The sequence below is a fragment of the Enterobacter sp. GER_MD16_1505_Eko_090 genome (genome assembly GCF_003331015.1).
GTDB lineage: Bacteria > Pseudomonadota > Gammaproteobacteria > Enterobacterales > Enterobacteriaceae > Enterobacter > Enterobacter roggenkampii.
This window is the reverse complement of the sequence record NZ_PUQF01000006.1, coordinates 54183-80861: the sequence shown is the minus strand read 5'-3', so window position 1 is coordinate 80861 and position 26679 is coordinate 54183. Positions and strand designations below refer to the sequence as shown.

The 26679-nt window shown below is 55.3% G+C and carries 28 protein-coding genes; 11 read left to right on the top strand and 17 right to left on the bottom strand.

The features are described 5' to 3' along the window. Positions 1–186 precede the first annotated feature (186 nt). Entirely contained in the window at positions 187–354 is a 168-nt protein-coding gene (gene rmf / locus C6A40_RS08625) for a ribosome modulation factor (protein ID WP_013097261.1), read from the top strand. A gap of 70 nt (positions 355–424) precedes the next feature. Here rmf and fabA read toward each other — a convergent pair whose 3' ends face one another. Both fabA and C6A40_RS08615 read right to left on the bottom strand, forming a co-directional pair. Then, a complete protein-coding gene (gene fabA, locus C6A40_RS08620; protein ID WP_008499931.1) occupies positions 425–943 on the bottom strand; it encodes a 3-hydroxyacyl-[acyl-carrier-protein] dehydratase FabA in 519 nt (172 codons plus the stop codon). Positions 944–1011: 68 nt separating this feature from the next. Then, positions 1012–2772 (bottom strand): AAA family ATPase, encoded by a 1761-nt coding sequence (locus tag C6A40_RS08615; protein ID WP_023343697.1) that lies wholly within the window; start codon positions 2770–2772, stop codon positions 1012–1014. A gap of 186 nt (positions 2773–2958) precedes the next feature. Between C6A40_RS08615 and matP the strand changes: the two genes are divergently transcribed. Then, complete coding sequence (matP, locus tag C6A40_RS08610; protein ID WP_008499929.1) at positions 2959–3411, top strand: macrodomain Ter protein MatP; 453 nt, start codon at positions 2959–2961, stop codon at positions 3409–3411. A gap of 65 nt (positions 3412–3476) precedes the next feature. Here matP and ompA read toward each other — a convergent pair whose 3' ends face one another. Beyond that, positions 3477–4532, bottom strand: coding sequence for a porin OmpA (gene ompA, locus C6A40_RS08605; protein ID WP_008499928.1), 1056 nt, complete (start codon positions 4530–4532; stop codon positions 3477–3479). Positions 4533–4886: 354 nt separating this feature from the next. Continuing rightward, positions 4887–5396: an SOS-induced cell division inhibitor SulA gene (gene sulA, locus C6A40_RS08600; RefSeq protein ID WP_023618859.1), complete on the bottom strand. Its 510-nt coding sequence runs from the start codon at positions 5394–5396 to the stop codon at positions 4887–4889. 217 nt (positions 5397–5613) lie between these two features. Here sulA and C6A40_RS08595 point away from each other — a divergent pair, with 217 nt between their 5' ends. Then, positions 5614–6240, top strand: coding sequence for a TfoX/Sxy family DNA transformation protein (locus C6A40_RS08595; protein WP_045334769.1), 627 nt, complete (start codon positions 5614–5616; stop codon positions 6238–6240). Here the strand turns inward: C6A40_RS08595 and yccS are convergent. Together yccS and C6A40_RS08585 are read right to left on the bottom strand one after the other, a co-directional pair. Then, entirely contained in the window at positions 6197–8359 is a 2163-nt protein-coding gene (gene yccS, locus C6A40_RS08590) for a YccS family putative transporter (RefSeq protein ID WP_045334767.1), read from the bottom strand. The genes C6A40_RS08595 and yccS overlap by 44 nt on opposite strands. Positions 8360–8378: 19 nt before the next feature. Beyond that, positions 8379–8825, bottom strand: a complete 447-nt coding sequence (locus tag C6A40_RS08585) for a YccF domain-containing protein (protein WP_023335159.1) — start codon at positions 8823–8825, stop codon at positions 8379–8381. 123 nt (positions 8826–8948) lie between these two features. Between C6A40_RS08585 and helD the strand changes: the two genes are divergently transcribed. After that, on the top strand, positions 8949–11003 hold the full coding sequence (gene helD, locus C6A40_RS08580) for a DNA helicase IV (protein WP_045334764.1): 2055 nt from the start codon (positions 8949–8951) through the stop codon (positions 11001–11003). A gap of 59 nt (positions 11004–11062) precedes the next feature. Here the strand turns inward: helD and mgsA are convergent, their stop codons facing one another. After that, entirely contained in the window at positions 11063–11521 is a 459-nt protein-coding gene (gene mgsA / locus C6A40_RS08575) for a methylglyoxal synthase (protein ID WP_114191267.1), read from the bottom strand. An 80-nt stretch (positions 11522–11601) separates the two neighbouring features. Next, positions 11602–12264: a curli synthesis inhibitor gene (gene csgI, locus C6A40_RS08570; protein WP_008499921.1), complete on the bottom strand. Its 663-nt coding sequence runs from the start codon at positions 12262–12264 to the stop codon at positions 11602–11604. Between the two features lie 173 nt (positions 12265–12437). Between csgI and C6A40_RS08560 the strand changes: the two genes are divergently transcribed. Further along, positions 12438–12851, top strand: a complete 414-nt coding sequence (locus C6A40_RS08560; protein WP_008499920.1) for a CoA-binding protein — start codon at positions 12438–12440, stop codon at positions 12849–12851. Positions 12852–12888: 37 nt separating this feature from the next. On the opposite strand, the gene hspQ is transcribed toward C6A40_RS08560, so the two are convergent. Next, complete coding sequence (gene hspQ / locus C6A40_RS08555; RefSeq protein WP_008499919.1) at positions 12889–13206, bottom strand: heat shock protein HspQ; 318 nt, start codon at positions 13204–13206, stop codon at positions 12889–12891. A gap of 60 nt (positions 13207–13266) precedes the next feature. Beyond that, complete coding sequence (gene rlmI, locus C6A40_RS08550) at positions 13267–14457, bottom strand: 23S rRNA (cytosine(1962)-C(5))-methyltransferase RlmI (RefSeq protein ID WP_021240853.1); 1191 nt, start codon at positions 14455–14457, stop codon at positions 13267–13269. Positions 14458–14631: 174 nt separating this feature from the next. Between rlmI and C6A40_RS08545 the strand changes: the two genes are divergently transcribed. Genes C6A40_RS08545 through yccX form a run of 3 tightly spaced genes read left to right on the top strand, consistent with a single transcriptional unit; the run spans position 14632 to position 16281 of the window. Continuing rightward, the gene (locus C6A40_RS08545; RefSeq protein WP_021240852.1) at positions 14632–15189 is read left to right on the top strand and encodes a kinase inhibitor; all 558 of its coding nucleotides are present in this window, start codon (positions 14632–14634) and stop codon (positions 15187–15189) included. Between the two features lie 10 nt (positions 15190–15199). Then, positions 15200–15988, top strand: coding sequence for an AraC family transcriptional regulator (locus C6A40_RS08540; protein ID WP_045334762.1), 789 nt, complete (start codon positions 15200–15202; stop codon positions 15986–15988). 11 nt (positions 15989–15999) lie between these two features. Beyond that, positions 16000–16281: an acylphosphatase gene (gene yccX / locus C6A40_RS08535; RefSeq protein ID WP_008499914.1), complete on the top strand. Its 282-nt coding sequence runs from the start codon at positions 16000–16002 to the stop codon at positions 16279–16281. On the opposite strand, the gene tusE is transcribed toward yccX, so the two are convergent. From tusE to C6A40_RS08505, 6 genes are all read right to left on the bottom strand, one after another. Continuing rightward, positions 16278–16607 carry a sulfurtransferase TusE gene (tusE, locus tag C6A40_RS08530; RefSeq protein ID WP_045334759.1) on the bottom strand — a complete coding sequence of 110 codons (330 nt, stop codon included), beginning with the start codon at positions 16605–16607 and terminating at the stop codon, positions 16278–16280. The two genes, yccX and tusE, sit on opposite strands and share 4 nt — an antisense overlap. Before the next feature lie 68 nt (positions 16608–16675). Next, the gene (locus tag C6A40_RS08525; protein WP_008499912.1) at positions 16676–17227 is read right to left on the bottom strand and encodes a LuxR C-terminal-related transcriptional regulator; all 552 of its coding nucleotides are present in this window, start codon (positions 17225–17227) and stop codon (positions 16676–16678) included. A 10-nt stretch (positions 17228–17237) separates the two neighbouring features. Beyond that, entirely contained in the window at positions 17238–18395 is a 1158-nt protein-coding gene (locus C6A40_RS08520) for a CfaE/CblD family pilus tip adhesin (RefSeq protein ID WP_052686620.1), read from the bottom strand. 1 nt (position 18396) lies between these two features. Further along, the gene (locus C6A40_RS08515) at positions 18397–21114 is read right to left on the bottom strand and encodes a TcfC E-set like domain-containing protein (RefSeq protein WP_045334756.1); all 2718 of its coding nucleotides are present in this window, start codon (positions 21112–21114) and stop codon (positions 18397–18399) included. A gap of 72 nt (positions 21115–21186) precedes the next feature. Then, the gene (locus tag C6A40_RS08510; RefSeq protein ID WP_021240847.1) at positions 21187–21693 is read right to left on the bottom strand and encodes a CS1 type fimbrial major subunit; all 507 of its coding nucleotides are present in this window, start codon (positions 21691–21693) and stop codon (positions 21187–21189) included. A 75-nt stretch (positions 21694–21768) separates the two neighbouring features. Next, on the bottom strand, positions 21769–22512 hold the full coding sequence (locus C6A40_RS08505) for a fimbrial protein (protein WP_045334753.1): 744 nt from the start codon (positions 22510–22512) through the stop codon (positions 21769–21771). Positions 22513–22820: 308 nt separating this feature from the next. Here C6A40_RS08505 and C6A40_RS08500 point away from each other — a divergent pair, with 308 nt between their 5' ends. Together C6A40_RS08500 and C6A40_RS08495 are read left to right on the top strand one after the other, a co-directional pair. Next, entirely contained in the window at positions 22821–23573 is a 753-nt protein-coding gene (locus C6A40_RS08500; protein WP_008499907.1) for a winged helix-turn-helix domain-containing protein, read from the top strand. Further along, the gene (locus tag C6A40_RS08495) at positions 23570–24046 is read left to right on the top strand and encodes a hypothetical protein (RefSeq protein ID WP_045334749.1); all 477 of its coding nucleotides are present in this window, start codon (positions 23570–23572) and stop codon (positions 24044–24046) included. Before C6A40_RS08500 ends, C6A40_RS08495 begins: the two co-directional genes overlap by 4 nt. 56 nt (positions 24047–24102) lie before the next feature. On the opposite strand, the gene yccA is transcribed toward C6A40_RS08495, so the two are convergent. Continuing rightward, on the bottom strand, positions 24103–24762 hold the full coding sequence (gene yccA / locus C6A40_RS08490; protein ID WP_008499905.1) for an FtsH protease modulator YccA: 660 nt from the start codon (positions 24760–24762) through the stop codon (positions 24103–24105). Between the two features lie 270 nt (positions 24763–25032). Here yccA and C6A40_RS08480 point away from each other — a divergent pair, with 270 nt between their 5' ends. Beyond that, a complete protein-coding gene (locus tag C6A40_RS08480) occupies positions 25033–26661 on the top strand; it encodes an ABC transporter substrate-binding protein (RefSeq protein ID WP_008499904.1) in 1629 nt (542 codons plus the stop codon). Positions 26662–26679: the final 18 nt, after the last annotated feature.

Genomic DNA, 26679 nt, shown 5'->3' with positions numbered 1-26679 from the left:
GTTGTTACTTGTGCCACGTCACAATTTTTGTACAAATGAACTTCCAGCTAGCTCACAAATATGACACCCGTATGAATTTTGAACATTGACGATGCGACTAATTCGGGGTATTCGTTATCTGTGCCTGTGCAGATAGTGCAGACACTGTTTTCTTTCCACCAGACAAAAGAATGAGGGAAACGAGGCATGAAGAGACAGAAACGAGATCGCCTGGAACGGGCTCATCAACGTGGTTATCAGGCCGGCATCGCTGGACGTTCTAAAGAAATGTGTCCTTATCAGACGATAAATCAAAGGTCACAATGGCTTGGAGGCTGGCGAGAAGCCATCGGCGACAGGGCACTCATAGCCTGATAACGTCTCTTTCAAAAAAGAAACCTCCGCAATGCGGAGGTTTCGCCTTTCTGGAGGTGCGAAAGCACGATCAGAACGCGGACGTGTCCTGGAACAGGCCAACCTTCAGGTCGCTTGCGCTATAGATCAGACGACCGTCTACCAGCACTTCGCCATCTGCCAGGCCCATAATCAGGCGGCGGTTAACGATGCGCTTGAAGTGAATACGATAGGTCACTTTCTTTGCCGTAGGCAGAACCTGGCCGGTGAATTTTACTTCGCCTACGCCCAGCGCGCGGCCTTTACCTTCACCACCCAGCCAGCCCAGATAGAAGCCAACCAGCTGCCACATGGCATCCAGACCCAGACAGCCAGGCATTACCGGATCGCCAATAAAGTGGCAACCGAAGAACCACAGGTCCGGGTTGATATCGAGTTCTGCTTCTACGTAACCCTTATCGAAGTTGCCGCCGGTTTCGGTCATTTTCACGACACGGTCCATCATCAGCATGTTCGGGGCCGGTAACTGTGGGCCTTTCGCGCCAAACAGTTCACCGCGACCAGAGGCAAGAAGATCTTCTTTTGTATAGGATTCGCGTTTATCTACCATGTTCTCAGTAAGCCTTATTTTAGTGAAGGACGCAGGATAGCTAACACGTGTACGCTGAACAAGTCCGATCAGTTCGAACTAAACCAGCCCAGCCAGCGTAACGGCCATGGATAACGGTGACGAGCATCCTGCTGTGTTGCCTGAGCAATGCGCTCCTGGATAGTCTGCATCAGGGTGGTTTGCCCTTCGCCATCCCATACCAGGTTTGTCAGTAAGGGTAGTGCATCCTCAATCCCTTCGATGGCCCAGATAGCGAACTGCTCTTGTTCAACCGCATCCAGAATCTCCTGGCTGAGGCTTAAATGGCGTGCGTTGGGAGCCGGAATAATCACACCCTGCTTGCCGTTTAAACCGCGCTGCTGACAAATAGAGAAGAAGCCTTCAATTTTTTCGTTGAGGCCACCCACAGGCTGCGCACGACCGAATTGATCCACCGAACCGGTGATCGCGATGTTCTGATTGATGGGCACTTCCGCCAGGGCGCTGATTAAGGCACACAGTTCAGCCATAGAGGCGCTATCGCCATCCACTTCGCTGTAGGACTGCTCAAACGTCAGCGAGGCGGAGAAGGGGATCTGCTGCTCAAGCTGCAGTTCAGACATCAAAAACGCCTGCATGATCATCATGCCTTTGGCGTGAATGTTTCCGCCCAGCTCGGCTTTGCGTTCGATGTCGGTAAACTCGCCATCGCCAATATGCACAACGCAGCTAATACGGGACGGCTCCCCGAACGCGCGCGGATGGCCAGGGAATTCAATCACCGACAGGGCGTTGATCTGTCCGACGCGTTCGCCTTCGGTTTCCACCAGAATTTGTTCCAGCAGAATTTCATCCTGCATACGGTCAGCAAGATAGCCTTCCCGCCACTCACGCTGAGCCAGCATCTGGGTGAGCTGCTCCCCGGTGAACGCACCGCTACCGCTCACCACGCCCACTTCACGCAGCTGTTTGCCGATCCAGAGCGGGCAGAGTGGCAGCGTTTCCTGGTCACCGGTATAACGCACCGCTTCGCGGATCAGGCCTGGCCATGCGTCAGCCGCAGGCGTTGGCAGCGCAAAACGTTCAGCAACGGCCATCACCCACTGGCACCACTGCGCCATATCGTCGGCATCGGCAATCTGGATATTGTCTTCGTATTCGCTATACACAGCCTGTTCAGCCAGTTCAGGCTCCATTTCCTGGAAGTCTGCCAGCGATTCACGGTCGCCCGTCAGCACGACGGTTAATGACAGCGGCATAGACGGAACCGAGACAGGCAGAGGACGAGACTCATCGTAGCCAACCCAGTCGAAACGCTGCTGATGCACGATGGTTTTCAGACGCATCCACAGCAGCGGCTGCGAGAGCAGGGTACGCAGCGAGATGATCAGGACACCGCCATTTGCGCGATGTACCAGCCCAGGCTGCAGCGAAAGCTCGCCGTTAAACTGGCGCAGACAACCAAAGAGTTGTTCAGCCTCGACCCAGTTCGCGGTAATCACCTCGCCCTTAGCGGCAAAAAGGCCGTCGGCCTGCGCCGCCGGTTCGAAAGTAACATCATGTCCAGCGATACGATACTGGCCGCCAAAAACGGCGTTCGCTTCCGGCTTTAGCTGACGCACGGCATCCCCGAACAACGTCAGGTATTCCGCTTCTTCCGGGGCTTTGAGCAGCATGAAAGGCGCAGTTGCCCAAGGGCTTAATACCTGCTCCAGCGCATAATGCAAACGGGGCTGCGTATCGCTAAGGATGAATTCGTGTTCTTTTGCGAGATCTGGCTGTGCAAACAGTTCCTGATAACTTTCGGTATCCGGAACAAGGTCACGCCATGCAAGTTTCGTAATGGTCAAAGTTGATGTTTTTTAGTCAGATGTAAAAGCGTGGAGTATACCGTAAGCGGGGGGCTCTACCCAAGCAGGATTGGGGATTTCGACAGGGTGATTGGCTGCATTCACTCACAGGATATGATTTCTTTTCAGCAGATTGCTAAAAAACTGATATTCTGAACAGAGTTACGTGGTAACACTGAGATCGCAATGAAATATCAACAACTGGAAAATCTCGAAAGCGGCTGGAAATGGAAGTACCTGGTCAAAAAGCACCGTGAAGGGGAGCTGATCACCTGCTACATCGAAGCCAGCGCTGCGCAAGAAGCCGTGGATATTTTGCTGACCCTCGAAAACGAACCGGTACAGGTCAACGGCTGGATTGAGAAACACATTAATCCTGCGTTGTTAAACCGGATGAAGCAAACTATCCGCGCGCGACGCAAACGGCATTTTAATGCTGAGCACCAGCACACTCGCAAAAAATCAATCGACCTGGAATTTGTTGTCTGGCAGCGCCTGGCCGGGCTGGCACAACGACGGGGTAAAACGCTGTCGGAAACCATCGTGCAGTTGATTGAGGATGCAGAACATAAAGAGAAGTACGCCAACCAGATGTCGACACTGAAGAATGACCTTCAGGCGCTGTTGGGTAAAAAGTAGTTTTTTTACTTTTCTTCAGACAATAAAAAACCCCGCATTGCGGGGTTTTTTTATAAGACGATAACTTATGCCGCTGGCTGAGTTACAACGTCTTTGATGCCTTTAACTTCGATCTCTACGCGACGATCTGGAGCCAGGCAGTCGATCAGTGCAGCGCGAGCTTTCACGTTGTCACAGGTGTTGCCAGTAACTGGGTTAGATTCGCCCATACCACGTGGGGAGATCTTGTTAGCTGGGATACCTTTAGAGATCAGGTAATCAACAACAGACTGAGCACGTTTCTCAGACAGTTTCTGGTTGTAAGCGTCAGAACCGATACGGTCGGTGAAGCCCAGAACCACTACAGAACCGTCTTTAGGATCCAGGTTGCTCAGCTGGGTGTACAGCTGATCCAGTGCCTGCTGGCCTTCTGGTTTCAGAGTCGCTTTGTTGAAGTTGAACAGAACGTCAGACTTCAGAGTGAAGTGCTTGGTCTGTACTTCTGGAGCTGGAGCCGGCGCTGGAGCAACAACTGGTGCTGCTTCTTCCTGCTGGCCGAAACGGTAGGAAACACCTACGCTCAGCATGCCGTTGTCTGGACGAACACCAACGGTGTTGCCGTCGCCGATGTTGTTAACCCACTGGTATTCCAGACGGGTAGCGATGTCACGGGTCATAGCCCACTCAACGCCACCAGCGAATACTGGGGAAACACCGGTGTCATGGTCGTCGCCAGCGATGCTGTTGCTGGAGTCAGCGCGCCATACCATGCCGCCCAGACGGGTGTACACGTCCAGATCGTCAGTTACTGGGTAACCCAGTTTAGCGGTCAGCTGAACGCCCTGTGCTTTGAAAGCGCCGTTTACGGTGTCGCCTTTGTATGGCATACGACCTAACCAGTCGTAACCCATTTCAAAACCAACATACGGGTTAACCTGATAGCCACCGAACGCACCTGCACCAAGCTGGCTCTCGTGAGTTGGGCCATCATTGTTCAGGCTGCTGTTGTACCAGCCGGTGTCGTGGAACTGAGACCAGCCCAGTTTACCACCAGCATACCAGGTATTATCTTTCGGAGCGGCCTGCGCTACGGTAGCGAAGCCAGCCAGTGCCACTGCAATCGCGATAGCTGTCTTTTTCATTTTTTGCGCCTCGTTATCATCCAAAATTCGCCATGAAAGTCTCAAGAGAGAATCACGGTTAAATCCTTCACCGGGGGGCGTGGTCAAATATAAATCTACCGATATCTTCGGCTTAGGCCGAGCACCCCTGGCGATGTAAAGTCTACAACGTAGCTGAAAACTTACAAGTGTGAAGTCCGTCAGGCATATGAAAAAAAAAGTTCCGTATACCGATTATTTAACATTTTTTGAACGAATTTTGTGCAATAAAATTAAGGAGAACCGCACCAGACAAGCCTTGCCGCAATTTTAAGGCCGGGAACTAAAATCCCATCTTGCGGTCAAAAAAAATTCCAGGAAAAATCTTAATTTGACTCAATGATACAAATTTGAGTGAATTTTTAGCCCTGAAAGTTGTCCTCTGCGGTAAGAATCCGATCGAACCGGACGCATAATGAACCCGATCGCATTCCCTTCTTCAGCGGCTTCAGTCAGCCGGAAATGTTCCTCTTCCGTCAATTCTTCCGGTAACCAGCCAATCACCACGCTGTAATTTCCTGTGCGTAACGCGCGGATCATCGACTCAACGGTATCGCAAGGCGAAAGTTGATTAATCTGCATGACCTTGGTCAGCGGAAGGCCTGCGGATTGAACCCACTCGCGACTCAGCTTTTGCTGAGGCGTGAGCCAAAGCTGCCAGCGCGATTGCTGACCGAGCTGTTGTAATAATGGCAGTAAAAGAAGTTGCGTTAACAAGGGCTGGTCTTCACGATAAACCACTTCACTGATAAGCCCTGTGGAAACACGCTCGACGGAATTCTGCGCGACATTGCCTGCGGCAGAAGAGAGAGAGGTTGCGCGATTTGCATAGCCTGAAGTGTGCATATTCATTCCAGCCCTGTAGTTACTGTATGGATATACAGTAACCCCTGTATGCCCAAAGATCAACCTCATTTTCGGAAAGCGACTCGCAAAATTCATTCAATCTTGATGCCCCTCGAAAAATCATCTTGCTCAACGACGATAAGTTGCCTATTTTCCTGCTAACGGATCCGCTAGTAAGAAATTTCGTTGTTAGCCTATGATTTTGAAGGGAAATATCATGAAAAAGATATCTTATGAACGGATTTATAAATCCCAGGAATACCTCTCTCCGTTGGGCGAGATTCATCATCGCGCGCTGTTTGGCGGTTACACCCTGGCGGTCGATGATGCGGTCTTTGCCATGGTGTCCGATGGCGAACTTTACCTTCGCGCGTGTGAAGAGAGTGCAAAATACTGTGTAAAAAATGCTTCCTCCTTCTTGACGTTGATGAAGCGAGGCCGCCCGGTGCTGCTCAACTATTATCGTGTGGATGACGGATTATGGCAGGACAGGGAGCGGTTGCTTCAGCTCTCCTCGTTTGCACTCAGTGCGGCAAGGAAAGAGCGCTACCGGCGTCATCAACGAACCCGTCTTAAGGATCTGCCGAACCTGACCTTTCAGCTTGAAGTTTTGCTCTTTGAAGCCGGTATCACCAATGAAGAAACGCTGCGGGCGCTGGGCGCCAGAGCGAGCTGGCTGAAGATGCGGGCAAAGAATAAGGCACTCAGTATAAAAGTGCTCTTTGCGCTGGAAGGGGCTATCGAAGGGCTGCATGAGGCGGCGCTCCCGGCAGGTATCCGCCGGGAACTGACGGAGTGGTTTAATGCGCTGCCTGAGCCGCAGGAGAGTCGTTCCTCCAGGTAGCGATGTGCTGTTGCAGCCGGCAAATTTCAGGCAGCAGAGCGATCAGCAGGCCTATCTGCTGAAGAACCAGCGGCGCTTTGCTGTCATTTCCCGGGTCAAGATGCGCAATGCGTTGAGCCAGTTCATCCAGAGCCTGTCGAACGCGCGGTTCATCGGCCGGGCGGTGATGAAGCGCATCATCGACATAGCAGACGGCGTCATCGAGGAGGTTGAGAACCGCCGGGTTAGTGAGCTTCTCGCGGTGGGCCCCCAGCGTCGAAATATAGCTGGTGAAGGTATGGTTCAGGCAGAGCAGGCGGAACGCTGTCTCACGAATCTCGGCCGTGGCGCCCGGCTCCGTTGACATGTTAGAGACAACGGAGGCCAGTTCAGCATCACTGTTGTGCGCGTCGCGACGTGCTATCCGGTAAGCCAGACGGTTATCGCGGCCCTGGTGGTACTGCTCCAGAATAGCGTCAAGGTAACGACAGTTGGCATTCATCGCCCTGTCTACCACGCGCGGCAAATTGCGAAAACGCCAGTCCGGCCAGATAAAGCTGACCGCGGCCCAGGCAATCGCGCAGCCAATCAGCGTATCAATCACGCGGGGCAGGGCGACTTCAAACCCTTCACCCAGCAGATTAAAGCAGAGCAGCACCAGCAGCGTGATGAACATGGTGGCATGGGCGTACTGCACGTTGCGAAACGCGAAAAACAGCACGCCGGTGATCACGATCAGAATTAGCTGCCCTTCGACGGAAGGCACGAAATAAAGCACCGGCAGGCCGATTGCGACGCCGACCAGCGTGCCGATAATACGCAGCGCCAGGCGGTGTCGGGTGGCGTTATAGTTCGGCTGGCAGACGAACAGGCTGGTCAGCAGGATCCAGTAGCCATGATGCAGCCCGGTTATCTGGATAAAGGCATAACCCACGCACAGCACCAGCGACATTCTCACCGCGTGGCGGAAGAGAGCCGACTCCGGGGTAAAGTTGCGGCTCAGGCGTAGCCACATATCGCTAACACTGTGCACGCTGTCATCAGCAAGCTGATTGTCGACCTCGCTGCCCGGAAGCGCCATCGCCTGCTCGGACTCGATGGTCGCCAGCTGTGCGTCAATCGCCCGCAGGTTGTTCAGCAGAAAGCCCAGCGCTTTAATGTGTTCCGGTGACGTTCCGCTGGCCTGAACGCGGTCGAGTGCCGCATCAAGATGGCTAAATACGCGTTCAAAACGTGGGTCATGCTGATAGGGCGTGCGCAGCAGAATGGAGCGCGAGAGCTGCTGGCACGCCTGGGACTGCATGGAGAGCAGGCGCTGGAAGCGGAACATCACGTCGCTGTAGCGGAACTTCTCTCGCAGGGCGGCATACTGGACGTGCGAGGAGCTGGCGCGTTCATGAATGTCCTGGGCGGCAAAATAGTAGTGTAAGGTTCTTCGCGTTCCGCGCTGACCGCGATCGCCGCGCAGACGGGTCAGCAGAGAGGCTTTTGTCTGGTTAAGGGTGGCGACCAGTTGACCATTTGCCAGCGCCAGATCGTAGAGCGGCGCCTGGCTTTCTTCCTCGATATCCGGGTCGAACAGCCGGGATTTCAGTTCCAGATAGTGGGCTAGCTGCTCAAAGCTGCGGGCAAGGTTGTCCTGCAGAGGACGAACCGGGAAGATCAGATGACCGGTTAAGGTCAGCAGGTTATACCAGATGGCGCCGAGCAGCAGCAGAACAGGCTGCTGGTACCACTGGTCGTAGAGGGATGCGCCCAGCATGGTATAGATGGCAATCAGCAGGGCGCCAAACGCGATAGTGGCGTAGCGCTGCCCAAGGCCGCCCAGCAAAATAAACCCGCTGGTTGAGAGCGTCAGACCCAGGGCAAACAGCCAGGGCCAGGGGAAAAGTAACTCAACGGACGCTGATGCAATAAAAAAGCAGACGAGCGTGATGACCAGGTTGCGTAAACGCCCGGCCAGACGATCGTCCAGATCCGCCAGCGCCCCAGCCACGACGCCCAGCGTGAGCGGGATGGTGAGCTTGACGTCATTCAGCCCCCAGGGCAGGGCAACCGTGCCGCAAAGTGCGATAAATATCCTGACGTTATAAAGCCAGGTGCTGTTCCAGGTATAACGGCGAAGCAGTGGGCTTAGCATAAACGCGGCCAGTCCTTAGTTACTGAAAACGACGACGCGCATTGGCTTCACGCGCCGCCTGGGCCACTTCGACCGGAACAACCCTGCGCCCGACGGGCCAAAGAGCGATAGCGGCGATCTTAAAGTTCGCGATCCCCACCGGAATACCAATAATCGTGATGCACTGCGCAATACCCGCAAAAATATGCATGATGCAGAGCCACCAGCCGAAGAAAATCAGCCACAGAATGTTAAGCAGGGTACCCCCCGTATTCATCAGGGCGTTTTTGCTCTCCGGATTCAGCTCGTCAACGTGGATGGCTTCATTCCCGTAGGGGATGAAGGAGAGTTTTGTGATTTCCCAGCAGGAGCGAGTCAGGGGGAGCGTGAAAATCAGGACGATGCTCACCAGCGTGGCAAAAAGCCAGGAAAGGGTGGTGGCAAAACCGCCCAGCACAAAATTCAACACATTCAGAACGGTACGCATAAACCCTCACTTCCTTTCGATAAAATTAACGCCCAATGATTGTAACGTTTTTTTAGGCTGGAGCACCTTAAAACTGGCAGTTACACTGTCAGGTAAATTATCTCTTCGTGGATTTGGCGGAACATGGAACTGAAAGCAACGTCGTTAGGCAAACGTCTGGCGCAACACCCTTACGACCGGGTGGTTCTCCTCAATGCCGGGGTAAAAGTCTCCGGGGAACGCCACGAATACCTTATTCCGTTTAATCAGCTTCTGGCTATCCACTGCAAACGCGGGCTGGTGTGGGGCGAACTCGAGTTCGTACTGCCTGACGATAAAGTCGTGCGTCTTCACGGCACCGAGTGGGCAGAAACCCAGCGTTTCCATCATCACCTGAACGCGCTCTGGCAGCAGTGGAGTCAGGATATGAGCGTGATTGCCGCCGGAGTGCTTCAAAAGGTGCTGGACGATATCGCGCAAAGCAACGCGCAGCATTCGTGGCTCACCCGTCAGCAGACCGCCGGGTTGCAGCAAAAGATCCGGCAGGCGCTCTCGGCGCTGCCGTTATCCGTGGCGCGTCTTGAGGAGTTTGACAATTGTCGCGACGCCTGGCGCCAGTGCCAGGCCTGGCTGAATGAAAAGGATAAAAGCCGACTCGCCCATAATCAGGCCTGGACGGACGCCATGCTCACCCAATACGCCGACTTTTTCAGTACGGTGGAGTCTTCTCCGCTTAATCCGGCTCAGGCGCGCGCGGTGGTCAACGGCGAGCAGTCGCTGCTGGTGCTGGCGGGGGCCGGTAGCGGTAAAACGTCGGTGCTGGTCGCGCGTGCCGGCTGGCTGCTGACGACCGGGGAAGCGGTCGCCGATCAAATTCTGCTTCTGGCCTTTGGCCGCAAGGCTGCCCAGGAGATGGACGAACGGATCCAGGAACGTCTGCATACCCGGGATATCACGGCCAGAACCTTCCATGCCCTTGCCCTGCATATTATTCAGCAGGGCAGTAAAAAAGTGCCTGCTATCAGTAAGCTGGAAAACGACGCGCAGGCGCGCCAGGCGCTGTTTATCAAAACGTGGCGCCAGCAGTGCAGTGAGAAAAAGGCGCAGGCGAAAGGGTGGCGTCAGTGGCTCGAGGAGGAGCTCAACTGGGACGTGCCGGAAGGCAGCTTCTGGCAGGATGACAAACTGGCGCGTCGGCTGGGTTCACGGCTTGACCGCTGGGTCAGCCTGATGCGAATGCACGGCGGAACGCAGGCAGAGATGATTGAAAGCGCGCCGGAGGCGATCCGCGATCTGTTTTCAAAGCGTGTCAAGCTGATGGCGCCGCTGCTGAAGGCATGGAAAACCGCGCTGAAAGCGGAAAATGCCGTCGATTTTTCCGGCCTAATCCACCAGGCCATCATCATTCTGGAGAAGGGGCGCTTTGTCAGCCCGTGGAAACATATTCTGGTGGATGAGTTCCAGGACATCTCTCCGCAGCGCGCAGCGCTGCTTTCGGCACTACGGGCGCAAAATAAGCATACCTCGCTGTTTGCGGTGGGTGACGATTGGCAGGCCATCTATCGCTTCAGCGGGGCGCAGCTTTCGCTGACGACCGCATTCCACCACTATTTTGGCGAAGGCGATCGCAGCGATCTGGACACCACCTACCGCTTCAATTCACGGATTGGTGAAATCGCCAACCGCTTTATCCAGCAGAACCCGCATCAGCTGGCAAAGCCGCTCAATAGCCTGCGGGCAGGGGATAAAAAAGCCGTGACCCTGCTGGCGGAAGACCAGCTGGAACCGCTGCTGGACAAGCTCAGCGGCTACGCGAAGCCTGATGAACGTATCCTGGTGCTGGCGCGATACCATCACCTCAAACCCGAGGCGCTGGAAAAGGCGGCCACCCGCTGGCCGAAGCTGCAGCTTGAATTTATGACGATTCACGCCAGCAAAGGGCAGCAGGCCGACTATGTGATTGTTATGGGGCTGAAAGAGGGGAGCGACGGTTTCCCGGCCCCGGCCCGCGAGTCGGTCATGGAGCAGGCCCTGCTGCCGGTGCCGGAAGACTTTCCGGATGCCGAAGAGCGGCGTTTGCTGTATGTGGCGATGACCCGCGCGCGCCATCGCGTGTGGCTGCTGTTCAATAAAGAGGATCCATCCGTGTTTGTCGATATTTTGAAGAGTATTGATGTGCCGGTGGCGCGGAAGCCATAACGACGAAGGGTAAGGATGGGTAGGCCGGGTAAGGCGTAGCCGCCACCCGGCAAAAAAAGCTACTTCAATCTCTCTGAAAGATAACGCTGATAGTCCGGAATAAGGATATCTACCGGCGAGTTAAACTGCGGCGATTCGATGATGAAATCCGCCGTCGAGAGGTTTGTCGCCACCGGAATATTCCACACCGTCGCCAGGCGCAGCAGGGCCTTGACGTCCGGGTCGTGCGGAACCGCGTTTAGCGGGTCCCAGAAGAAGATCAGCACATCAATCTTCCCTTCGGAAATCTGTGCGCCGACCTGCTGATCGCCGCCCATCGGGCCGCTCAGCATGGCGTTTACCTCCAGACCCGTTTCGCGCTGGATCAGGTTACCGGTGGTGCCGGTCGCCGACAGGGCGTGCTTTTCCAGCAAAGACTGATGGCGGCGAACCCAGTTAAGCAGCATTTGTTTACAGTGATCGTGCGCCACCAGAGCAATGTGTTTGCGTTCCGGGAGCCTGCGTGTTGTCAGTTCCATAATCATATCCATCAGGTTAACTGCCTACACGATGACGGGAACCGTCTGACGCTGCAAGAGAAAGGCGTAAAAAATGTGGCTTATGATGAAGGTTGTTGTTTTGCCCATTGTAAAAACCGGGCCCGCGTGTCGGCATCGGCCTGCTGGAACCAGAATTTAAGGCGCTGTTCCGTCAGGGCCTGGGACTGGGGAGGAATGACGTCCAGTTCAGAGACGCCGGAAAGCAGCGTACTGTCGTCAGCCATCATGGTGGCAAACTGAGGAAGCGACGCGCGTTTACCGGCTTTGTTATAGGTCTGCGTCGCGGCCTCGTAGTCCGGACCTTTCGGTGAAGTCGTCAGCGCCAGAATATCCAGCTTCGCCGGAATCGGCATCGCATCCCCGTCCAGCAGTTCAATGCGGGGAGATGCGTCGAAGGCCGCTGATTCCTTCTCCGTTTCAAGGCGTGGCAGGGTAATATTCACCTGACTGATTTGTCGGGTATTAAAGCTGACGATCAGCGGCGGGGAGATGTACATCCGTTGCTCGTGATTGGCCAGACCGATCGATTTTTCTACGCGGAATACCAGCTGATGCGGTCCGTTATCCAGCTCGATACTGTCCGCACCGCGCAATAACGAACTGGAGACCTTTTTTCCGTCCAGTACCAGGAGATCAATGTCGGTAGAGAGCCGGAGCGTGGTAGCAAAAACGCAGACCGGCATCACTAATGCAATCAGAGCAGTGGCAATACCGGTTTTCATAGAAGGCTCCCGTCAGAAATCCTGTCGCCGCATTAATGTATCTATATTTTTCGATAATCACGTTTACTAACATATAGACATATTTGGCCGTTTTGCCCTCATGCATCGGTATGGGATGGATGGTTGAGATGTGCGGTTTGGCGTACACTTTTAAAAAAGCCAGGAGAAAAACCATGAAAGAGAACGATATTGCCGAGATTCTGACATCCACGCGTACCATTGCGCTGGTGGGCGCGAGCGATAAACCCGATCGTCCCAGCTATCGGGTGATGAAATACCTTCTCGATCAGGGCTATCACGTCATCCCGGTCTCGCCAAAAGTGGCCGGGAAAACCTTACTGGGCCAGCAGGGTTATGCCACGCTCGCTGACGTGCCGGAAAAAATTGATATGGTCGATGTCTTCCGTAATTCCGAGGCGGCGTGGGAAGTGGCGCAGGACGCTATCGCCGTCGGGGCGAAAACGCTGTGGATGCAGCTGGGCGTGATTAACGAGCAGGCTGCCGTGCTGGCGCGGGATGCGGGGCTGAACGTCGTCATGGATCGCTGTCCGGCGATCGACATCCCCCGTCTGGGGCTGGCGAAGTAATAAAAAAAAGCCCGTTCATCGGGCTTTTTTTACACGCTTAGTTCCGCAGGCGCGGAGCCTGTAACTGTTTGCGGATAGTCTGAGCAAGTTCATCCATAGTGGGTTGCTCCGGATGCTCTTCCTGCAGCTCGCTGCTTAGCTGCGCTTCGGCAAGGTAGGTGTGGACGGGTTGCCCGTCGTCACCTTCCATCACCACATGGTACCAGGGTGCAGCGCGAAGCTCTGCGTTCACCGCCAGCTCGTCTGCTGACGGCTCATCAAGGGAATACTCCGGGTCGATATCCACGACCACACCCAAATACCCGAGCAAAGTGTGGCGGACCTGCTGGCCGATACCGAATTTGCTGGCAATCATAGTCACCTCCCGGGAAATACGACTTACACGTTATGTGCGGGCAATATTTCTCTTTTCAAGTTACATGACGCGACAGGCAAACCCTTTCAGATACAGTCCTTCCGGGTAGGTAGCAATCACGGGGTGATCGGCTGCCTGACGGAACTGCTCTATAAATTGTACATCACGACCAGCATCTATTGCGGCATCGGCGATGATTTTTTGGAATAAATCGGTGGTCATCAGGCCGGAGCAGGAGAAGGTGAGCAAAACCCCGCCCGGGTTCAGCAACTGGATGGCCAGCATGTTGATATCTTTATATCCGCGGCAGGCGCCCATCAGCTGGCTTTTGTTCTCCACAAACTTTGGCGGATCCATCACGATGACGTCGAACTTCTCGCCCTGGTCGCGATATTTACGCAGCAGCTTGAAGACGTCGTCGCGTATAAATTCGGCTTTGCTCAAGTCCAGTTTGTTCAGCTCGACGTTCTGTTTTGCCACGTCCAGCGCTTCCTGCGAGGTATCCACGCTGACCACCTGGGCACAGCCGCCCATCAGCGCCGAAACGGCAAACCCACCGGTGTAGGAGAAGCAGTTGAGCACGCGTTTATCGGCAACGTACTGACGCGTCGCCAGACGGCTGTCGCGCTGGTCAAGGTAGTAACCCGTTTTGTGCCCGCCCTGAATATCCACCAGCAGCTTCATGCCGTGCTCTTCAATTGGCAGCAGGGCAGGCGGCAGTTCACCCGTGACCGGCCCCTGAGTCAGCTCCATGCCTTCTTTTTTGCGCACCGCCACATCGCTGCGGTCGTAAATGGCGCACTGCGGGAACAGTGTTTGCAGGGCGCTAATCAGCGCAGCGCGCTGGTATTCCGCCCCGGCGCTCAGGAGCTGCAGCACCAGGAAGTTACCGAAGCGATCGATGGTCACGCCCGGCAGGCCGTCAGATTCACCGGCAATCAGGCGGTAGCTGTCCAGCCCGTCGCGTTTAGCCAGCCAGTCGCGCCACTGCTGCGCCTGCTGCAGACGACGCACGAAGAAGTCGATGTCAATGGTTTCGTCTTTATCGAATGTCCAGACGCGCGCGCGGATCTGGGAGGCTGGCGAGTAGGCGCCTCGCGCTAACCATTTCCCCTGGTGGTCCACGATATCAATGGTTTCACCGAGGCTGGCTTTGCCTTCCATACGGGCAACCGCGCCGGAAAAGACCCAGGGATGACGGCGCAGTAAGGATTTCTCGCGCCCTTTGGCTAACACTAAACGTACACTCATAATTTGCTGTTCTGTCGATTTCAGGGAAATGGCGCGTAGAGTAGCACATTCAGCAAGGCGCAATCATCTGCGGATGCCGTTGAGCGTTTCGGCACAAAATCAAATCGCTTAAGCACATTACGGTACTGCGGCGGGATATACAGTGGGATTCCAGTTCAGCAAAGGAAACCCCCCATGAAAAAGCGCAGTGTCATCACAATAGCCGCTCTGACGGCAATGAGTTTTCAGGTTTTAGCCGCAACGCCTTTCAGCATGACCAGCCGGGATATTTCCGGCGACCGGCGGTTAGCGCCACAGCAGGTGTTTGAGGGATTTGGCTGCCACGGTGGTAACCAGTCCCCGCAGCTGGCGTGGACAAATCCGCCCACGGGTGCGAAAAGTTTTGCCATTACGGTCTATGACCCGGATGCGCCTACCGGCAGCGGCTGGTGGCACTGGACAGTAGCCAACATTCCCGTGAAGACAATGACGCTGCCCGCTGATGCCGGTAACCCAAATGGCGAAAAATTACCTGCTGGCGCTGTGCAGGGGCGTAATGATTTCGGTTATTCTGGATTCGGCGGCGCATGTCCGCCCGCAGGCGATAAGCCTCACCGCTATCAGATGACCGTCTGGGCGCTGGACGTGGATACCCTGCCCATCGACAACAATGCCAGCGGCGCGCTGGTCGGCTTTATGCTCAATAGTCACGTTCTGGCAAAGGCGCAGTTAACCGCAACCTACAGCAGATAAGGATGAACCGGTGCAGGAGTTCCATTTTCGACATAAACATCTCACGGCGGGTGAAGTGAGTGCCAGCAAAATGCATCGCCTGCACCAGGTTAAGCTCTTTTTTCCGGCGATTTGCCATATCACTCACGGCAGTAAGGTGATTGTGCAGGACGATAACCGCCTGGTGGCCACCCGGAATGAACTCATCATTATCCCTGCCAATACGGCAATGGAGATCATCAATCAGCCTGCAAACGGTCTGTTTCACTCGGACTTGCTGATGTTATCGCCGGAAATCGTTGCCGAGTTTAAAGCGCATTACCTGAAATCCTGGCCGCGCACGACGCTGCATTCGCTCTGCGCTCCGCTGAGCGAGGGGCTGGCGTTTATGTGGGATAACCTGCTGCACGCCGTGCGTCAGGAGTTACCGGAGGCGCTGCAAAAACATCAGGCCTTCGGTCTGTTGCTGGCATTGCTGCATGACGGCGTGGCAGGTCCGCTGCTTATCGAGCGAAGCAATAACCTGACCGAGCAGGTGCGACAGTTCATTATGCTGTCGCCCGCCAGAGCCTGGACCGCGCAGGACGTCGCCAGCCGTCTGGCCCTGAGCGTGCCGACGCTGCGCAGACGGTTACGCGAGGAATCACAGAGTTTTCGCCAGATTGTCGAGGAGGTGAGGATGGCCGTGGCTTTGTCACAGTTACAGTCAACCCGATTACCGATCGGCGAAATCGCATTACAATGTGGGTATCTGTCCAGCTCTCGTTTCACCGCCCGTTTCCGGCAGCACTATGGTTGTTTGCCGAAAACGCTACGTTAAGGAGAAGAAGAATGTCTAAAGTCTGCACCATTGCCTGGGTTCACGGCGTCGTTCAGGGCGTGGGTTTCCGCTACAGTACCCAGCGCGAAGCGATTGAGCTTGGGCTAACGGGATACGCGCGCAACATGGATGACGGCAGCGTTGAGGTGGTCGCCTGTGGCGAAGCGGAGCAGGTTGACAAGCTGGTGGCGTGGCTGAAAGCGGGTGGGCCGCGCAGCGCGCGGGTTGATAAGGTCTTAACGGAACCCCATCAACCGGGGCGCGAATACGTCAACTTCGGTATTCGGTATTAAATACACTTCACCGGCTTAGGCAGGCCGGCAATTTTGGTGGCCTGTTTTGCCGGGCCTTTCGGGAACAGGCGATAGAGATAGCGGCTGTTGCCTTTCTCTTCACCGAACTTATTGGCCATCGCCTTGACCAGCATGCGGATGGCCGGAGAGGTGTTGAACTCGAGATAGAACTCGCGCACAAAACGCACCACTTCCCAGTGTTCGGTGGAAAGAGTAATCCCTTCGTTTTCCGCAATTTTCTCCGCCAGCGGTTCGCTCCAGAGCGTTGTATCTTTCAGATAGCCTTCGCTATCGGTCTCAATTTCCTGGCCTGCAAAAATGAACATAATCTTCTGTCGTAGGTGAAAAATCGGCGACAGTGTAGCAAAAAAGCGGGCTCAGGATAAACCGTGCCCTACAGGAGCAGCTGAAGCAGGTTGTTGGCATTGAGCTTCTTCAGCGCGTTGCATTTATGGGTTGAAACCTGTTTCTCCGACATGTGCGTCACGATGGCAATGTGGCGGACCGGCAACCCGGTCAGCATCAGATCGAGCACGTTGAATTCAGGAACGGTCAGGCAGCAGTCCAGGCTTCGAACGCGACGTGGCTCTTTTGCCAGCAAATACGCCGCATCGGCAACGGCGATCCGGTCGTCGATGATATAAAGCGTTAGCGTACTGAAACGCTTGCGTAAATGCGTCGCCAGCGCCCACCCCTTTTCGTTGCAGACCAGATAAAGGCTGCCTTTCCAGCGGGCGGCTTCCAGCCTGAGCAAAATATTGATCAGCGCCTGATGCGTCGCCGCCACGGAAAAACGGCAGCGGACGACAATCACGCGACGGGTAAGCAGCGTTGGCTGCCATTGTACGGTATCGCTCTGGACTTCTAACTGAACGCCCCGACGCAGCAGCGCATAGCGCAGTCCTTCGGCGTAAAATCGATTATTGTCGAGAATGGCGTAACTCACGGTGACCTCGTTATAACGTGCTGGGCGTATAGATGACGCGCAGCGTGCCGGTATAGTCGCCCGCGTTTTTGCTGCTGGCGGCGAACGCGGGGGTTTTCAGGATAATTGGCGCAGGAATGCACAGTACGCTCTCGCGTCCGCCGGGCAGCACGACCTGACGCAGATACTGCGGATCGTTAGTGCCTTGCCAGACTACGGTTTTACCGTTCGCGACGGTTTCGGTTGCGCCTGTGACGGGATGGGTAACGGAGACCTGATAGTCGAGACGGTCCCGCGCATCCGTCTGGCTTCCACCGCGCCGCCGGATAGAAAACGCGCCTTCGGCACGTCCCGCAGAGGGAAGCCCGTCATCTTCAAAACGCAGATAGGCGCGGGTGCTGGTGCTGTTTTTGCCGTCGTACAGGCACATATCCAGCGTGTTTTCCCCCTTGATCTCGCTGCCCCCGGGGCGCCCCGGGAAGTTGGTCAGGTTGAGGTTAACGATGGGCGTGGAGTGCGGAAAGGCTGGCAGGTAAATCTGCTGGTTTCCCGGGTCGACCACCTCAATGCGAATATTTGCCTGCCATTTGGCGATGGTGAGATAGCCAGGACAGCCGACATTCACGTCATTGAAGTTGCCGCCGCAGTCGGCGCTTCCCCACTGGCGCAGGTTCTGCTTCAGCGTGGCGGTCCAGATCCCCGGCAGGGCGAGCTTATCCAGTTCGCTTTTCACGATATAGAAATCGAAGTAGGGCTCTCTGTTCCAGTTAGCAATTTCCGTCGTCCCTCCCGTGACAAAGCTGGCAAAGGTGAACACTTTATTGTTGATAAACATGTAGTGATCGCCATAAACCTTGATATTCACCGTCTTGCCGGTAAGGGAATGGCTAAACGCTAAATTGATGGCATAAGGCGCGGCCGGGTTCGCCGAGAACCAGACCGGTGAGTTCATGCAGGCGCCGTTCGTGGTATCGGTACGGGACTGACAGGTCAGGGTATTGCGCCCCCACTTTTGCGGATCGGCGGCGTCAAAGCCGCCCGATTCATGAAACCAGATGTCAAAACGCGCGGGCGGCGCGGTGCGATCGAAGCTGATCCCTACGCTGGTATTTCGTCCCGCGGGAGAGCCTGCCAGCGTCTGGCTGGCCCACAGGCTTAAGAACAGAAAAATAAAGAGGCACTTAATCACATCATTTCCCTTTAGTGAGGCTATCGGTGTTCATGGCAGTCGGTCCAGCAGGGACCGACCGTCCTGCCAGCATCAGCTGTGCCTGCTGCTGGACGGCATCCGGCAGGGCGGAGAAGGTTAACTCCTTACAGGGGATCGACCCGACATAACGCACCACGTCGCGCATACTCTTCACGTTCAGCGCGCACTGATAAAACTGCTGCTGACGCACCAGGTAGAGGTTATGCAGCAGGGCGTCGCTTTGGGCGCTAAACCCGCCGTTGCCAAGGTCGCTCCAGCCGTTCACGTTCAGCGGCACGCCGCCGATAAACGGCGAATGACGCTCGTCGGTTAACTGGCCGAGCCAGGTGTAGCTTGCGGTGGTTTGCACGTCCCGGCGCAGCAGTTTGCCAGGCACCATAAACAGCGTTCTGCTGCCCGATCCTTGCGTGATTTCACTGCTGGCTCCTCGTGAGACATCCAGCGATTCGTTAACCGTCAACGTTGTCTGCTGATAGCCCGGCACCGCGAAGAGGGCGCAGCTATTGCCTGGAATATCGGCACTGCCGCCGTTATCCAGCGACACGGCGACGCGCGGATCCTGAGCATCTTCCGGCGTGGTCACGTTCACCGCGACGGCGGAAGCAGGGCGACCGTCGCTCCAGCGGCCCAGCCACAGGCCAGAGCGGGACAGCGCAAACGTCGAGCTGTAGTTGCCGCTGCTGCTCAGCGTATGGCGACGATCCTGACGATCCCAGGCGTCGCTGACGGTCAGACTCCCGTTGCCATATCGTCCGCCCTGGCGCGTATAGGCTGAGGTATTCAGCGAGTCGCTATTAATGCCCGACGCGCTGAGGCCATACTCATTTTCACCGCGGGCATCGGCATACCAGTTATGCGCCACGCTGTAGCTCAGCTGGTTTTTTTCACGCTGCTGGTGCTGCCATGTCGCGCCCAGAGAGGTGTAGCTTGATGCATCGCCCTGGCGGTTATGCGCCATGGACAGGCTCACGCTCAGGTAGCCGCCTTTATCCCTGCCTTCGCGGGCGTCATCGTTACGCATGAACAGGTTAATGCTGCTGTTAATGTTCAGGCCATGGGTGCTGAAGGCATTGCTCAGGCCAGCCTGCCAGGCGCGCGTGCGCGTGCGGGTCATATAGACCGATTCCCACGGCAAACCCGCATCGTGGCGATCGTCACTGTCCGGCAGCTCCCGGCGTGAAACGTACCGGCCTTCGTTGCGGTTATCCGAATAGCCCAGGCTCGCATACCAGGCGCCGACCGGGACGGAGAACATCACCGAGAGGGTGCGATAACAGCCGTTCACGGCGTCAAATCCCGCGCTTTGGGTGTTGCAGTTTTCAGCGGATAACGCGTTTCGATAGACGCTCAAAGAAAAACCGTCGTTGTAGCTGATTTGCTGGATATTGCCGCGCTGGCCTTCGCTGCCGTAGAGGTAGCTAAACCGGGTACTCAGCACGCCATCGATCGGGCCCGCGTTGAAGCCCCGGCTCCAGTCGAGCGCGTTCTCCAGGAAACGCTGGTTTTTCTTGAACGTTGCGCCGCTGGTCAGCGCCAGCGTCGGGGTGACGGGCAGACGAACGCCCGCCTGCGCAACCGCGCGGCGCTCTTCGTTTTGATCGCTGTTGTCGGTTTCGCCCGCCTGCAGGAACCACTCGACGCGGTCGAATGGCGTAATGCCGGTTCGGGTAAACGGCACCTGCTCGGTGCGCGTCAGCCGGTTATTTTCATAGATGGAGAGCGTCACGGTGTAGCTCCCGTCCGGGAACGAGCGCGTGTCCAGGGTTTGCGCCCCGGCATTCAGATAAAAGCTCGCCAGCAGCTGATTGCCCCGGCGGGCGTCGATACGCGCGTCATGGGAAAGCAGCACGGTAACAGGGGTTCCCTTCGACTGCTGAACCGGGTTCATCCACGCCCGTGTTGAACCCGTGCGCAGGCCGCGAATTTTGCCCAGCGGCAGCTGGCTGAGGGTGATATTTCCGCCGGCATTGCTGAACAGATCGCGGGTATCCATCTCGCCTGCCTGGACGTAGTACTGACGCAGGATATCCTGGCGGAACCAGGCGTTGTTGACGGTGACCTCCTGCTGCTGCTGGTGCCGTGAACGCTGCCCCAGCCAGGTCCAGTCGAGATTTACATAGCCGTCCTGGGTGAGCGCCAGCGCGCCGTTGCCCTGCACGGTGGCCGACTGATAATCCCTGTCGGCAACGAAGTTAATGTTTTGTTGATGGATCAGCGCATTTTCGGTGCCGTGCGTGGGCTGATACCATGCGTTCTCTGCCGTCTGCTTAGGCAGAAATTTCTTGTCCAGGAACAGGTTAATGCGGGCGTTATTCTCGTCATAAATAATGGCCGCGCGATCGGTATCGATGTAATCGCAGCCCGCTGCGGAGCCGTTGCTGCTGCAGGCCAGGTTGCCGTTACGGGCAAGCGGAACGGCCAGCGCGGCAGAGACGGTGGCAACGAGGGATGGGGCGTCATTAAACCGGCGTTTGATGGCCGCTACCACGGTCTCAGGTGCGACAAAGCTCACCGTTTCAAGCGTGATATCCGTTTCAAAAAGGCCCAGCGATTCGCCGTAGAGGTTCACCTCTGTCCACAGGCGCTGCGTCTTTGCCAGATCTTCAAAACCTGGTGGGACGGCCAGCCCGGCGCAGGCGAGTTGGATGGAAGCGGGTAACAAAGCAACAAAGAGGAGAGTATTTCTGTGAAACGCCATGAACGAGCCTCGACATCATCCTGACGTCAGAGGGTGGGCACCCTCTGACGTTATTCCTTAGGTGCTGTGGTGTTACGCACCGCCTTCCGTGGTCGTCGCCTGCGTCAGCATCAGGCTGACAACGCCGCTGTACTGACCGGTTTTCAGAATGCCTTTGGTGGTCTGGGAAATGGTCAGCGGCAGTACCGCAGAACCGTTTTCAATGCTCCCCGGGAACAGTTCGGTACCGGTGTATTCAACATCTGCGGTAGAGAGGGTTTTATCGCCCAGCTTCACCGTCATAGGGATGGTTTCAGCACCGTCGGCATTCGCCAGCTTCGCGGCGCTCACCAGACGGACTTTCACGTTGCTGGTGGCGGAGTTAGACCACACCTTGGTATTCAGACGGTAGCTTTCCAGACCGCGGCCAGGCAGGTACTGCATATCGATGCTTGCCGGCAGCGGCGTGTTATCGGCCTGAGTCATATCCAGCTGTGAATCAACGCTGGCGTTGACGGTAATATCTTTTTGAATCGCCAGCGCGCTAACGGACGTGGTCATCGCGGCAACAATCATCAGAGGTTTAAAGTACTTACGCATTGATATCTCCATATTTACAAATGAGCACCCTGGCTCTTTAATCAAACCCTGTGGGGTTTTTACGGTGGCGTCGTGTTATTGCACGACGGGTAAATCAGCTTCTTCAGCGCTTTTATTCAGCCAGTTGAAGTATCGGAATTTATATTTCTGGCCTTGTACCTTCGTGAGCGTTTTTAATTTCCGTTCGGTGTCCGGATAAATCGTCGCGTCTTCTTTAATCCATCTACACGATGAATCCGCATCACAAACACCGATCTCCCTGAGCGGCACGCGCAACGTGCCGTTGTTTTTTAACGTTCCCCTGAGAGGGTCAATCGTCAGTGAAACCACGCTTTTTTCCGGTGCGAGATGGATCAGGGCGCCCCAGATCACATTGACGCCCAGTCTTGCCGTCGCCGCAGGGCTTTCTGCCTTGCCCGGAATAATGCTGTCAGGCTGCTTTACGCCTTCAAAATAGACGCGCCAGGTCGTCTCTTTTTCCGGTGGTGCAAGCGATACCAGGCGAACCACGCGCATTGCGCCTGCCGCAAGGGCGAATTTTTCCGGTGTGACAACAACGCCACCTTCTTTCCACGAGGCCACATCAATCTCTTTTTCCAGGGGCGTGCCGGGATTAAGAATTTTCTTTTGCCTCACCCGAATGAACTGAATATCATCCGTTTTTGACGCCACCTTAATTTGCGCCGCACCGGACTTATCCACGTTAAGTTCCATGGGATACACGCTCATATTGGCCAGTGCCATTTCTGAGAAAAATGGCAATGACAGCGCGGCGATATAAAAGGCAGTTGTCTTATTCACACTATTTTTCTGTTTCACTTTCGGTCCGCCTGCGTTGAGTTCATTCCCGGCGCATTCACAACGGGACACCCTCTGCTAACGTATTGCTTCAGGGCAGGGAAACTTTAACCAGAACAGCGGTTTGTGAAAATTTGTATTAATTAACTCGTTATATACAGTTTTTTATCCTGCTTTCCTGGCTTTAAGGTTGTATAGTTAAGCGAAAATACCGCGACCCGGGATGGGGAGAAAACTCCTTCTGATGAAAAAACAATCAGTTCAGGAGGCGATTTTCTTGTCGTTGTATCAGGGATTAAAAAGCATGCGGTAACAGCCGAGAATAAAAGATGTTTTTTATATGCAATAATTCGTTGTTATTCGATCCTGAAGCACATGCAATAAGTATTGTTGGGCAACCCGAGTCTGTATTAACGCTTTCGGCTCCGGCCGTTCGTCTTTTACAGGAGTTTATTCGTCATAAAGGGCGCGACCTGAGCCGGGAAGAGTTGATCACTCGCGTGTGGGAGGAGTTCGGCTTTACGCCGTCGGGAAATAACCTCAATAAGGCGGTAAGTGAATTACGCAAAAGCTTCCACGCCCTGGGCGACAGCCACGACTATATCGTGACCGTGCCCCGGTTTGGATTCCGCTTTGACGCCGACGTTATTTTTAAGCCCGCAGAGAGCGTTACGCCCGAAGTATCTCAGCCGTCCGTTGAGCAGCCGTCAGGATATAAGCGTTTATCCAAAAAGTGGTGGCTGGTTTTAGCGGTATTAACGACGTCAGTCGTGGGGTTTAGCCTGTTTTTTAGCCGACAGCTTGAGATAACCGTACCCGCAACACTCAAACCCGTTAAGGAAAAAATAGCTGGCTGTCGGCTCTGGGTGATCAACGATCATGGCCGACCGCTGGTGTTATCAAAATTGGCCGAGCTGCTGAAGAAAAATAACGTCGCGTGCGAGCGCGAGGAGTACAACATTTATTATTTCAGCGCCCGCTTTTCGCTTGCCGCCGCCGATGAGGTTTTCATCGGCGCCTGCCCGGTGAGTGAAGCCAGCCTGTGTAAAACTATTCGCTATAAAAGCGGGGCGGAAGAATGAAAAACAGACTTCTGTTCGGACTGGGTGGCGCAGTCGTTGGCGGGGCGTTTGCGCTCTTTATCTACACCGGCGGAGCCTATAAGCGCGATGCGCTGACCTGCAGCACCGAGTTTAATTTTACGCGCAATCAAGGAAAGGCAAATGAAGTGAAGGTCAATGCCGTTGCCCAGTTCTATTTTCATCGTAACGGCACCGGCCTGACCACCTACAAAGGCGCTGCAAAGGCTGAAGGTAAGAGCCTGATCGTTGACAGGGACGTGGATTTTACGTGGGAGCGACGGGACGATGATAAGGTAATTGTCCTGAGCTACACCAAGACCTGGCGTCGACACAATGACAACACCCCTGATGCCCAGTGGGGAAGCTTTGCCAGCCCGACCGCACGCTACTATCTCACGATCTCTGAACTCTCGCCTTCCGTATGGCTGATTCAGGACCGGCGTTACCCCACCTATATTTGCCGGGGTGATTAAGGCATAAAAAAAGGAGAATGCCGGGGGCATTCTCCTTTTTGTTTCAGCAGGTCAGCTTAATCGCGGCTGGCGAAGCCCAGGATGCTCAGCAGGCTGACGAAGATGTTGTACAGCGACACATACAGGCTCACGGTGGCGCGGATATAGTTCGTCTCACCGCCGCGAATGATGTTGCTGGTTTCAAACAGGATCGCGCCGGAAGAGATCAGAATAAATACGGCGCTGATCGCCAGGTGCAGAGCAGGCAGCTGCAGGAAGATGTTGGCCACCATACCCACCAGCACCACCACAACACCCGCCATCAGCATGCCGCCGAGGAAGGACATGTCCTTACGCGTGGTCAGCACGTAGGCCGAGCAGCAGAAGAACACCAGCGCGGTGCCGCCCAGCGCCATACCAATCACGTCACCCATTCCGGCGGACAGATACGCGTTCAGGATTGGCCCCAGGATGTAGCCCAGGAAGCCGGTGAAGGCAAACGCGGACAGAATACCGACCGGTTTGTCAGCGGTTTTGTAGGTCAGGAACATCAAACCATACATACCCACCAGGGTCAGGATCAGCCCCGGAGACGGCAGCATCAGCATGGTGCTGGCGGTGGCGGTGATCGCCGAAAACGCCAGCGTCAGGCTGAGCATGAAATAGGTATTGCGCAGCACCTTGTGGGTGCTGAGTAGCGATGTGCGGTCGCGTGAGGAAGTAATTATACGATCCATGAGTCACTCTCTTATGACAGATGTAATTAACGGAAAGAATAGGAAACGGCGCGTCACTCTCAAAGTGGTTTTACCCATCTTTACTCAGCAGGTTAGCGCGGGACCTGGTTTTTTCTTCTGCATAAATACGTTTCACCAGTATGAACAGCGGTTTGACGCGATTAATCAGATCAACCTCTTATAGGTTACTGAAAATTATTGCGTTATTACCATAAGGCCGCTAAGAGTTATTTCCGGATCGTCACAAAAACAGACAATAAGGCGAAGGACATGAAACCACAAACACGCACGCGCTTTACGCTCTCTTTACTTACCGCCGGGATCCTGTGCGCCAGCACGGCGACCTGGGCGGCTAACGTGCCGGCAGGAACCGCGCTGGCCGATAAACAGGAACTGGTCAGGAATAATGGCAGTGAACCGGCTTCGCTCGACCCGCATAAAGTCGAAAGCGACGTCGAATTCAATATTATCAGTGATTTATTCGAAGGTCTGGTGAGCGTTTCCCCGTCGGGTGACGTCCAGCCCCGGCTGGCGGAAAAATGGGAGAACAAGGACAACACCGTCTGGACGTTCCATCTGCGTCCGGGCATCACCTGGAGCGACGGCACGGCGATTACCGCAGAGGATGTGGTCTGGAGCTGGCAGCGCCTGATTGACCCGAAAACGGCGTCACCATACGCGAGCTATCCGGGCAACATGCATATCGCCAACGCGGCCGATATCGCTCAGGGGAAAAAATCCCCCGACACGCTGGGCGTGAAAGCCATTAACGACACCACGCTGGAAGTGACGCTCACCCAGCCAAACGCGGCGTTCCTCGCCATGCTGGCGCACCCGTCGCTTGTGCCGGTGGATAAAGTGCTGATTGGCCGTTTCGGCGAAAAGTGGACCAAGCCTGAGCACTTCGTCAGCAGCGGGGCGTATAAGCTGTCGCAGTGGGTGGTCAACGAACGCATTGTGGCGGAGCGCAACCCGCGCTACTGGGATAACGCGCACACCGTGATTAACAAGGTGACCTACCTGCCCATCACGTCCGAGGCCTCGGATGTGAACCGCTATAAAGCGGGCGAAATTGATATTGTCTACACGGTGCCGATCAACCAGTTTGCCCAGCTCAAGAAAACCCTGGGCAGCCAGCTGGATGTTTCTCCGCAGCTGGCGACCTATTACTACGAATTCAATACCACCCGGCCGCCGTTCAACGACGCCCGCGTGCGCAAGGCGCTGAACATGGCGCTCGATAAAGACATCATTGCCGGAAAAGTATTAGGGCAGGGGCAGCGCCCGGCGTGGCTCATCAGCCAGCCGGACATCGGCGGCGTAAAGCTCCAGAACCCGGATTACGCCAGCTGGCCGCTGGACAAGCGCATCGCCGAGGCGAAAAAACTGCTGAACGAGGCCGGATATAACGAAAGCCATCCCCTGAGCTTCAACCTGCTCTATAACACTTCTGAATCGCACCAGCGCATCGCGATTGCCGCCAGCTCTATGTGGAAGAAAAACCTCGGCGTGGACGCGAAGCTGCAAAATCAGGAGTGGAAAACCATGCTGGATACCATGCACACCCACAACTTTGACGCGGTGCGTTACGCCTGGATTGCCGACTACGACGACGCGGCGACGTTCCTGAACAACTTCCGCACCGGCGACAGCGAAAACACCAGCCAGTACAGCAATCCGGAATACGACCAGGCGCTGGTGAATGCCGCAAAAGCCAAAACAACGGAAGAGCGAGGTAAGTTCTACCAGCAGGCGGAAGATCTGCTGGGACGCGATGTGCCGGCCATTCCGGTGTATCACTACGTCCGTACGCACCTGGTGAAACCGTGGGTGGGCGGATTTACGCCGGATAAGCTGGGGTACTATTACACGAAAGACATGTACATCAAAAAACACTAGGCCTGTGCTGATAAAATC